The following is a 10,820-nucleotide window of genomic DNA, read 5'->3' on the forward strand; positions in this document are numbered from 1 at the left end:
AGTATCGCGGTAACTCGAACTCTTTTTAAAGCAACTAAGATTCTAAGATGCTTAGCTTTAACAAAACTTAGAAACTTAGAATCTCAGTAACTTAAAACTATGAAATTATTTCAATCCATCTTGCAAAGCAGTTAATGCTTGTTGGTCAAAAACCGTATTGTTGCTTCTATCGAATAAAGACATCGTATTTACTCCTAAATTTCCAGCATCCCAGTAAAAAGGAATCATACCATTCGCTTTTGACTGTTTTACAACATATTTCAAAAATGCAGCTCTTGATTTTAAATGCAATGTTAACGCATCACCCGTTAAATCACGTCTAATTGCTCCAAATTCACCTAAAATTACAGGAATTCCTTTATCTACAAATTGTGTTTTCATAGAAAGGAAAAACTTATCTACATCTGCTTCTTCTCCCCATGTTGGATTATGAGTTGTATCAGTAGTGGAGTGATTTCCTTCTCCCCAATAGTAAAACATTTTCCCCCAGTCAGCATCTTTGTCCATAAGACAAAATTGATAAGGATAGAAGTGAACCTCAGCCATCATTCTATTAGCAACTTTATCTGTAGGTAAAGTTGTCATCCATTTATTAGTCAATTCAATATCTGTTGATGGTCCTTGAACAATTAAATTACGATATGCGTTTTTACCACCAGTTGAGCGAACAGCATCAATAAATGTTTGATGATAAGATAGCAAAATAGGCATTTGAGTGGCCGCTGTCTCTTTTAGAACCTCTGGTTCGTTGGCGCTTGCAAAAATTAAATGCTCATCGAAATCACGTAAAGTTGTTGCTATTTGTTCCCAAAAAGCTTTTTGTTTAGCGTTGACAGCATCTTTTTTATCAGCGGTAATATTCTTTTCTAACCATCCACCATCCCAGTGAATGTTTACAATTACATACATGTCGTTATCTACACAATATTGTACTACTTCCTTAACTCTTGCCAACCATGTTGCGTTGATTTGAGCTGTTGAAGCATTAGCATACTGATTCCAAGCACAAGGAATTCGAATCGCATTAAATCCATTAGCTTTAACCAAATCGATCAATGCTTTCGTTACTTTTGGATTTCCCCAAGCTGTTTCACTTCCGGTTGCTTCTAAAGTATTTCCGATATTCCAACCCATTTTGATTTTGGCAGCCAATTGAACAGCTGTGCTTCCCATTCCTGTAGCATCGTCTGCAATAGGATTTGTATTGTAACTAGGATATAAACCTGCTACAACACCAGTTCCAGCAGCTTGTGTAACTGCAATTTGTATTGACGCAGCTTCACTAGAACTTAGCGTAACTGTACCTGTTCTTGCAACAGTAGTTGTATTTTCTACAGCCGTTAATGTTACTAAACCAGTACCTTTTGTTCCTGAAGTTTTACTCAATTGAATCCATGCAACATCCGAAGCAATATTCCATGTTTTAGCTTCTGTTGTGACAGTAACACTGGCAGCATTTCCTTTGGCTACAAAATCAATCTTATTAATGTCAGTTGTAAGTGTTTTTGTCTCAGTTTTTACTTCATCTGGAGTGCTATCATCAGAGCTACAGCTCGTAAGAGTCAAAAAAGCACAGCATGAAAATAAAAGCAATTTCATTTTTTTTATTTCATTTTTCATAAAATCATTTTTTTGGTTAGCAAGTAGAATGTTATTTTATAGTAACATCGATTTTACTCTTAATATCACGAGATGAATTTCCAATATTCAGAGTATATTTTCCTGGTTCTACAGTCCAACTTTTGGTTGCTACATTGTAATATGCCAACTCTTTTACTGGAACTTTAATGGTCACTGTTGTTGATTTTCCTGCTTCAATCAAAACTTTTTGGAAACCTTTTAGCTCTTGAGCAGCACGTACAATTTTCGAATCTGGTTTTGCAGCATATAATTGTACTACCTCTTTTCCTGCTACTTTTCCAGTATTTTTAACGGTTACTGAAACTGTAATTGTTTCATTAGTCCCATAAGAAGTTTTATCTGCTTTTGCATCACTAAAATCAAAAGTGGTATACGATAATCCGTATCCGAAAGGGTATAAAGGCGCTACTTTTTTAGTATCAAACCATCTGTAACCGATCAAGATTCCTTCTTTGTACTCCACAGTTTTATCTCCAGGAAAACTATTGGTAGCATGCGCTGGAGAATCTGTAATTACTTTAGGCATTGTCCAAGGCAATTTTCCTGAAGGATTTACTTTTCCTAATAAAACATCTGCCAAGGCATTACCTCCTTCGGAACCATTAAACCAACTCCAAACTAAAGCTGATGTTTTCTGGCTCACTTCATTAATGTCAAAAGGCGCACCAGCAATCATAACAACAATAGTTCTTGGATTGACAGCCAATACCTTTTTAATCAATTCTTCCTGACCAAATGGTAAATGTAAATCTCTTCTATCAGATGCTTCAGTTTCATAATCACGGTTTGAACCGGCAAAAACGATCGCTACATCAGAATTTTTAGCAGCCTCAATTGCTTCTTGTAGTTTAGCAGGATCTAATTGGTCAATTGTCACAGGTCCTTTTATTGTAATATCGCCCAAGTTTCCTTTATTTGCAACATCATATCGCTCTAAATAGCCTTCAGCATAATTAATTTTGATAGAAGCGGGTAATCTGTTTTTCAATCCATCTAGTGGTGTAATTTCTCTTTTGGTTTTTACCCCAGCACCAAAACCACGCAAAGCATTTACTTTGGTAGCATTATTTCCGATAACAGCAATTGATTTTACACCATCTAATTTCAATGGTAAGGCGTTATTATTATTCTTCAACAATACAATGGCTTCCGAAGCAATTTTGTAAGCGTCTTGGTAATGTGCTTCGGTAGCAATACTTCCTTTCGTACGCTCTTGTCCGCCCATTGCTTTGACTTGAAATAATGTTCTTAAAATTCTTTTTACATGCAAATTGATTTCATCTTCAGAAACCTCTCCAGCCTTAACAGCTGCAATAAGTTTATCTGCTAAGAAAAATTCATTGAAAGGTTTTGGAGTTCCCATTTCGATATCTAAACCACTTTTTAGTGATTTTGCTGTAGAATGTACCGCAGCCCAATCAGAAACTACAATCCCTTTGAATCCCCATTCGTCACGAAGGATTTTATTCAGCATATAATCATTCTCACATAAATATTCACCTCTGAATTTATTGTAAGCTCCCATTATACTGTATGCTTTTGCCTCTTTTACAGAAGCTTCAAAAGCTGGTAAATAAATTTCACGAAGTGTACGCTCATCAATTTGAACATCTACAAAATCACGATTTGTTTCCTGATTATTTGCCGCGAAATGCTTCACACAAGCCATAACATCTTTTTCCTGTAAACCTACAATCAACGGTACTGCAATTTTTTTATTCAAAAATGGATCTTCGCTCATGTATTCGTAAGTTCTTCCGCCAAGTGGCGTTCTAACCATATTAATAGCTGGAGAAAGTAACATGTCTTTGTCTCTGGCACGCAATTCTTCTCCTAAACTATTTCCGAAAGTGTGCGACATTTCAGGATTCCAAGTTGCCGATAATGCTCCTCCTGCTGGATAATAAGTAGCGAAGTCATTTGTCAATCCTGCTGGTGCCCAATTATCACGGGAGATTTCTTCACGAACTCCTAGTGGGCCGTCAGCCATTTTTAATTCTGGAATACCCAAACGTTGTACACCGCCATTGCTGAACATAGTTGTACCGTGTAACATTCCGATTTTTTCCTCAAGTGTCATTTGAGAAATCAATTTGTCGATTTCAGCATCATGTTCTGTGCTTATTTCTTTTCCTTGGTATTCTACTGCTTGTGTAGAATTTGCATTAGAATTTTGTCCATCACTTTTGCATGAAGTAAATAAGGCAAAAGCCAAAACAACCGAAAGTTGTGGTATTTTATTTTTCATATATTGATTTTATTGGTTTTTTATGACTGGTTTTTATTTCTTTAAAAATCTATTGTTTTATAAAATTGAACATGACAACGTCGTTTTCATTTATCTTATAGCTTTTACTAAACTTTCCAGAAGCGTCTACAGTTACTTTTTCAGTTGCAATTGGTGCTCCATTATTTTTTTGTTTAATCAATTTCACTTGTTCGCGTGTTAACTGACTTGGTCTTCCCATTGCCAAATAATCGGCGTAAGCATCATTTACTTTATAACCAACTTTGTAAATTTCTAACTTGTAGTTTCCTTTGGACAAGCCACCAAGTTCGATTTTCACTTCTCCTTTTGATTTTGAAGGCAAATCTTTTATATAATAATCCTGATTGTTTATCTTTTCAGGAAGCGTATAAGTGAAATCCCAGAATAAAAGCTGGACATTCCCATTATCATTTTTGGTTGCCCAAGATGATTTATCAGTGTTTTGCAATTCGGTTTTTCCTAATTTATTCATTAACGAATAAGAGAAATACGCCGGCTTTTTTATTCCTTGAGTATTCATCAATCCGAATCCTCCATGGAAAGGCGTAAATCTTGGTCCTGGTTCTTCAAAAATATCGGTAAAAACCCAATACGACATTGAGTTTGCCGCATTACCAACTTGTTTTAATTTTTGTAAAATATATGCCGCCGAATGGTAACTATCGTGAATGGCATCAGCCGGTGTATAGGAAGCACTCCATTCAGTATAATGCAATTCCAAGTTTGGTTTTGCCGAATTTGTTATTTGTTTGCGAGAGTTAAGGACATCGCCACTAATACTCGATTCATCTTTACTTAAAACTGTTCCTGTCGAACCGTATTCGTCCAAAAAACCTTGGTTTACACCATAGGTATGTGTTGAAATAAAATCAATCGGTACATTATTTTTTGTACAAAAATCGATAGTTTCAGGCACCCATGCAGCTCCGGCTGTAGCTGGACCTCCTACTTTGTAAGCAGGATTTACACTTTTGATGGCTTTTGCAGTATAATCATATAGTTTTAAATATTCCTCCTTAGTACTTGACCAGAAGCCTGGTGATAAGTTGGGTTCGTTCCAAACTTCAAAATACCAGGTTTTTACTTCTTCGGCTCCGTAACGCTCTGTAAAATGTTGTGTTAGATTTTTGATTAAATCCGACCATTTATTATAATCTTTTGGAGGAGTAACATTTCCTTTCCACCAAAAAATAGTTTCAGGACCACTTGCCAAAGCATTCGGCATAAACCCTAACTCTACAAAAGGTTTGACATTTATGCTCAAAAGAAAATCATACAAAGCATCAATGTACTGAAAATTGTATTCTGGTTTTCCTTTACTGTCTTCACGATAAACCGCCATGTCATCAGTAAATAGACCGTGCATACGGATATACTTGAAATCACATTCTTTTTTGGCCATAGCCAATTGTTGTTGCCAATCGGCGCGTAAACCTTCGTTGGCACGACCTGCTCCTATGCATTCTTTGAACATAGGGTTCATTTTTCCAGCAACATTATTATAATTTAGTTTTATAATTCTGCTTTTTTCCTGTCCAAATAATGCAACATTGCTCAGACAACATAAAACAATAAACTGTACAAAAAATCTCTTCATAATTACTTGATATTTATTTTTTTGGTTAGAAGAATAACATCCGAAGAGGAACCAATTTGCAATTGTACTGCGTTATTTTCCAACTCGAATTGTTGTTTGGCAACATGCCAATATTCTAAATCTTTGGCTCTGATTGTTAGTAAAACCTTTTTGGTCTCACCTGATTTTATAAACACTCTTTGAAAAGCTTTTAATTCTTTTTCAGGGCGTTCTACTTTTGAATCCAAATGCTTTACATACAATTGAACTACTTCGTCACCGTCTTTCTTTCCTGTATTTGTAACTGAGACCGAGACTTTTAGGTCGCCATTTTTGGAAATGGTTTCCGAATTGGTTTCAACTGAATTGTATTTAAAAGTGGTGTAACTCAATCCATGACCAAAAGCATACAAAGGTTTCCCTTTAAAGTGCTGATAAGTTCTTCCGTTGCGAATGTTGTAATCCAATAAATCTGGTAAATCGGTGATGTCTTTTACCCAAGTCTGCGTTAATCGTCCTGCCGGATTGTAATCTCCAAACAAGACATCGGCAAGAGCATTTCCTAATTCCTGACTATTTTGTGCCATGTGAACAATCGCCGGAATATGCTCTTGTGTCCAATTAATCGCATACGGAAAACTGCTGATAAGCGCTACCACAGTATTTGGATTTGCCTGATAGGCAATTTTGATTAAATCTTCTTGTTCCAATGTCAAAGACTGACGATCTACTGCTTCTTTGCCTTCACTTGGCACTGGACAATCTGCCCAACCAGCATTGCAAACCGGATGATTCCCGACTATGACAATAACTGCATCGGCACTTTTAGCAATTGCTGCCGCTTTTCCATCTGCGTTATTTTTGGCGTATACAACCTCAACGTTTGATCCTAACTTATTTTTAATTCCTTGCAAAGGAGTCACTACATAAGGAGGTGTTCCGCTGTACCAGTCCAGTAAAACTTCGTCAGCATGAAGACCAATTAGGGCTACTTTTTTTAATTTTTCTTTTTGTAAAGGCAATGCATTCGAATCGTTTTTAAGCAACACAATTGATTTTTGCGTAGCCTCTAAAGCTAGTTTTTTATGAGCATCGGATTTCCAAGGATCAATAGTGTCTTTGCCTGTTCCAATTTTTACGTATGGATTGTCAGCAGTAGCTTCGAGCATTCCAAGTTTTATCATTACTCTGAAATTGCCTCGGATTTCTGCGTCTATATCTTTTTCGGTTAAATATCCTTTTTCAAGTGCGCCATTTACACCTTCTTTGTAATCATCTAAAAATTGATTAATTCCTGCTTTAACAGTTGCAGCCGCACCTAAATATTGGTCTTTATAATATTTATGATCTGAAAGCAATAACTTGAAAGCACCACCATCGGTACAGATAATACCATTTTGACCCCATTCTTTTTGCGTGATCTCTTTAAGCATTGGGTGAACCATTGCAGGAATTCCGTTAACTTTGTTATAAGCAGCCATGTATGCGCGAGATCCGCCCTCTACAACTCCCATTCGGAAAGGAACGGAATAGTATTCTCTCCACAAACGTTCAGCAAAATCGGAAGAAGTATAAGTTCGGCCATCCTCGTTGCTATTTGCTAAAAAGTGTTTCATCAACGAAGCCGTTTGCCAATATTTTAGATGATTCCCCTGAAGTCCTTTTACAAAAGCAACGGTCATTGTTCCGTTAAAAAAAGCATCTTCTCCATAACTTTCTTCGGTACGTCCCCAACGTGGGTCACGGGCAATATCGGCATTTGGAGCTCGAATGACCAAACCTCCGCGCTGGTACTTTTGGAAAGCAAAACGGGCTTCATAGCCTTCGACATTTGCTACTTTTTGAAGTAATTCGGTGTCCCAAGTTTCTCCTAAACCATAGGCTTGTGGAAATGTGGTTGTGGTGATAGGTTCTTTATTTTTTCCTCCCCATTTTGCTGGACCGCCTAATGCCAATCCATGCAATCCCTCTACATGACCTGTGCCTACAACTCCCAATCTTGGAACGGAAGGATTGGTGCTTAAAACGGCAACTTTTTCTTCCAAAGTCATTAATGACAATAGATTGTCGATACGCTTTTCGGTTGCTAATTTTGGGTTTTGAAAAGGATATACCTGCTTTTTCTGTTGCGCCAAAATTGGTGCAACAGTTAGTAAAAGCAATAGATATAGGGTATATTTTTTCATTCTAATTACAAATTAAAATTGCGATTGCTACATTTTTTTCGCGCAGATCTTGCAGATTTACGCAGATTTTTTTTGCGTAGAAAACACAAATTTTTCTAATTAATTCTATAGCCCGCGTGAGGGATAGAAGCAAGCTACCGAAGTAGCGCGGATAGCCCGACCCTGTTGCGTAAAGGGGCTGTATAAGCGGCCCGATTGGTAAGCCCCTTTACGCAACAGGGGCACGCCCAAAATATTTTTATAAACCCTCCAATCTTCCTAGGAAAATGGGAGGGTGTTTTTAATTTATAATTTTTTGAAACGGATAGCTGTTCCGCCTGCTCCACCTAAATGCAATTGCAATTTATCAGAAGCTTTTACGGTTTTCTTAGAAATCGCTACAGCTGATGGATTATGTGTTTCGTCTGTACCTTCGGCATCAGCATAAATCTGAGCTTCGTAACTGGCATTTTTATCTAAAAATGTCAATGGAACTTCGACATCACGGGCTTTCTCGTTTGTGATAGTTCCCAAATACCAATCGGCACTGTTTCTGTCTTTACGAACTGTAGTGATGTATTCTCCTATTTTTCCTTCCAAAACTTTGGTAGTTTCCCAGTCAGTTGGAACGTCTTTTAAGAACTGTAAAGCTGGTTTTCCTTCGTAATTTTCAGGAAGGTCGGCCATCATTTGGATTGGAGCATAAATGGTTACGTACAATGCCAATTGCTGAGCTGTTGTTCCGTGAACTCTTTTTCCTGGATATCCTTGTTTTACCTCAACATCAAAAATCCCCGGTGTGAAATCCATTGGCCCAGAAAGTAATCTGGTAAAAGGAATAATGGTCAAATGGCTTGGTGGATTTCCTTCGCTCCAAGCGTTGTACTCTTGTCCTCTCGCCGCTTCTCTCGAAACCATATTTGGAAAAGTGCGTCGCTCACCTGTATCTTTTATTGACTCGTGATACAATACTGCCAAATCATATTTTGCCGCTTTTTCTAAAATATATCTGAAATAGTTCACTCCAAATTGTCCGAAGTGATTTTCCTTCATATTTAATTTTGAACCCACGTGTCCAATTTTTACCGAATGCATTCCTAATCTTTTATACAAAGCAAAAGCATCGTCTACTTCTTTCAAGTAATTAATCAGGTTTGAACCTGTTTCGTGATATCCGATAAGTGCTACGCCTTTTTTATTTCCATATTCCACAACCTTTTCTAGGTCGAAATTGTCTGCACTTTTTGTGAAGCTGAACATATGCATTTTGTTTTCATACCAAGCTGGTGTCCAACCTTTGTTCCAACCTTCAATCAACAAATGATGAAAACCTTCTTTGGCTGTAAAATCCATATATTCTTCAGCACGTTTTGTTGTTGCTCCCTGAATTGGACTTTCCCAAAATGAATATTTCCCGATGTGCATTCCCCACCAGATTCCAAAATATTTATAAGGTTTAAAGTAATCTATTTTTCCTAATTTATTTGGATCATTTAAGTTTAAAATCAAATAAGAAGTGATTAAATCTCCAGGTTTTTCAGCAATTTGAAGTGTTCTCCAAGAAGAAGTAAACGCATCTTTTTGTCTTACTTTTACACCATCAGCCCAAGGCACCAAATCACTTTTTAATTGTGTTCCTGTATTATTTACCAAAGTCATGCTGGCAAAATCTTTTAGGTTTGCTTCATGAAAACTCAAAGCCAATCCGCTTTTACTTTCGATAGTTAATGGGGTTAAAACAGTATCAAGAGTGCTAACGGGAGCATCTTTAAAAAGATATTCGTCACGGTTTTCTCTGTTTGCAGGAATCCACCATGCTTTTCCGTCATCTTTCAGGTTGAAAGTTGTTTTTTCGTCCATGATAAAAATACTGTCTTTCTTTTCTTGTTTTGGATACACATATCTGAACGCAATTCCATCATCATAAGCGCGAAACTGAATGTCTAATTGGCGTTTTTCACCATTTTTTTGCTGTAGTTTCACCACCATTTGGTTGTAGTGGTTTCTAATGTTTTTCTTTTCGCCCCAAACTTGCTCCCAAGTTTCATCGAAAGTGCTGTTTTTTACATCAACAACTTCAAAATTGGTACTGAAATCTTCATTATTTTTTAATGTAAAACCCAAATCTGATGGTGTGAGCACTTGGATTTTACCATGTGACACTTCATATTTTGGAGTGGTTTTATCAAGGTTAAATTTAATTTTGTTTATTCCTCCTGGCGAAGCCAGTTCATAAGATTTGCTTTTTTGGGCCTGTGTATTGCTAACAAAAGTCAGCGCAACTAAAAATGCCGGGAGTATGATTTTTTTTATCATGGTATTATTTTTTAATTGTATTTTTTAAAATTGGGGGAAGCACTAACTACACTCCCCCGATTTTCAAACTAAACAAAAGTCAACATATTTATTTTATCCACTCTGTTTTGAAAGTGGTTTTTCCATTTAACGGGTTTGATGCTGTTTCAAAATTGTTTCCTTTTTTAGAAACTGTAATCGTTTGTACGGCGTCGGTATCTGGCAAGAAGACTTTAGCAGTAGCTGTTGTTGTAGCATCAGAAGCATAAACTTTCAAAGTCAATTTGCTCCAATCCATGTCTTTGGTAGATTGAGCCAAACCGATATGTGGCAATGCAGTACCGTCTTTTACTAAAACTACGATTGGCACTTCGCCAGCCTGGATTTTATGCCATCCGCCTTGGTATACTTTTTTAGTTTGGTAATCAATCCAAGTTCCTGCTGGAAGATAAACGTCTCTTTCGGTAACTTCTTCAAAAAGTGGCGCCACCAAAATACTTGAACCAAATAAATACTCATTATCTACTAACCAAGCTCCTGGATCATTTGGATATTCCAAGAACAAAGCACGCATCATTGGCAATCCTTTTTGAGAACTTTCTTTTGCCTGAGCATAGATATAAGGCATCAATTCATAACGCATATTATCTGCTTTTCTAAATCCTTCCAAAAATTCTTTGCTGTACAACCAAGGCTCGCGTGGAGGTTCACCATGGCTTCTTACGTGTGATGTAAACATCCCGAATGGAGCCCATCTTCTGTATAAATTTTCAGGTGATTTAGTTGCAAATCCTCCTACGTCATGACTCCAAAAACTGAAACCGCTTAATCCTAATGAAAGTCCGCCTCTTAATTCGGCAGACATTGCACCGTT

The 10,820-nt window shown here is 37.1% G+C and carries 6 protein-coding genes; all 6 read right to left on the reverse strand.

Features of this window, described 5'->3' with window-relative positions:
* Window positions 1–105: 105 nt before the first annotated feature.
* On the reverse strand, window positions 106–1,620 hold the full coding sequence (locus VLC96_RS15730) for a cellulase family glycosylhydrolase (RefSeq protein ID WP_325264434.1): 1,515 nt from the start codon (window positions 1,618–1,620) through the stop codon (window positions 106–108).
* A 31-nt stretch (window positions 1,621–1,651) separates the two neighbouring features.
* Entirely contained in the window at window positions 1,652–3,889 is a 2,238-nt protein-coding gene (locus VLC96_RS15735; protein ID WP_325264436.1) for a glycoside hydrolase family 3 C-terminal domain-containing protein, read from the reverse strand.
* 49 nt (window positions 3,890–3,938) lie between these two features.
* Entirely contained in the window at window positions 3,939–5,507 is a 1,569-nt protein-coding gene (locus VLC96_RS15740) for a GH39 family glycosyl hydrolase (protein ID WP_325264438.1), read from the reverse strand.
* 2 nt (window positions 5,508–5,509) lie between these two features.
* Window positions 5,510–7,672 carry a glycoside hydrolase family 3 C-terminal domain-containing protein gene (locus VLC96_RS15745; RefSeq protein WP_325264439.1) on the reverse strand — a complete coding sequence of 721 codons (2,163 nt, stop codon included), beginning with the start codon at window positions 7,670–7,672 and terminating at the stop codon, window positions 5,510–5,512.
* 285 nt (window positions 7,673–7,957) lie between these two features.
* Complete coding sequence (locus VLC96_RS15750) at window positions 7,958–9,967, reverse strand: glycoside hydrolase family 97 protein (protein WP_325264441.1); 2,010 nt, start codon at window positions 9,965–9,967, stop codon at window positions 7,958–7,960.
* Between the two features lie 88 nt (window positions 9,968–10,055).
* Window positions 10,056–10,820: TIM-barrel domain-containing protein (locus VLC96_RS15755; RefSeq protein WP_325264443.1), on the reverse strand; the 765-nt coding region annotated here is incomplete at its 5' end.

Source organism: Flavobacterium sp., assembly GCF_035456085.1.
In the GTDB taxonomy this organism is placed as follows: Bacteria; Bacteroidota; Bacteroidia; order Flavobacteriales; family Flavobacteriaceae; genus Flavobacterium.

Coding starts and splice junctions, on each gene's coding strand:
- VLC96_RS15730 (WP_325264434.1), bottom strand. CDS start 1,620: ATGAAAAATGAAATAAAAAAAATGAAATTGCTTTTATTTTCATGCTGT.
- VLC96_RS15735 (WP_325264436.1), bottom strand. CDS start 3,889: ATGAAAAATAAAATACCACAACTTTCGGTTGTTTTGGCTTTTGCCTTA.
- VLC96_RS15740 (WP_325264438.1), bottom strand. CDS start 5,507: ATGAAGAGATTTTTTGTACAGTTTATTGTTTTATGTTGTCTGAGCAAT.
- VLC96_RS15745 (WP_325264439.1), bottom strand. CDS start 7,672: ATGAAAAAATATACCCTATATCTATTGCTTTTACTAACTGTTGCACCA.
- VLC96_RS15750 (WP_325264441.1), bottom strand. CDS start 9,967: ATGATAAAAAAAATCATACTCCCGGCATTTTTAGTTGCGCTGACTTTT.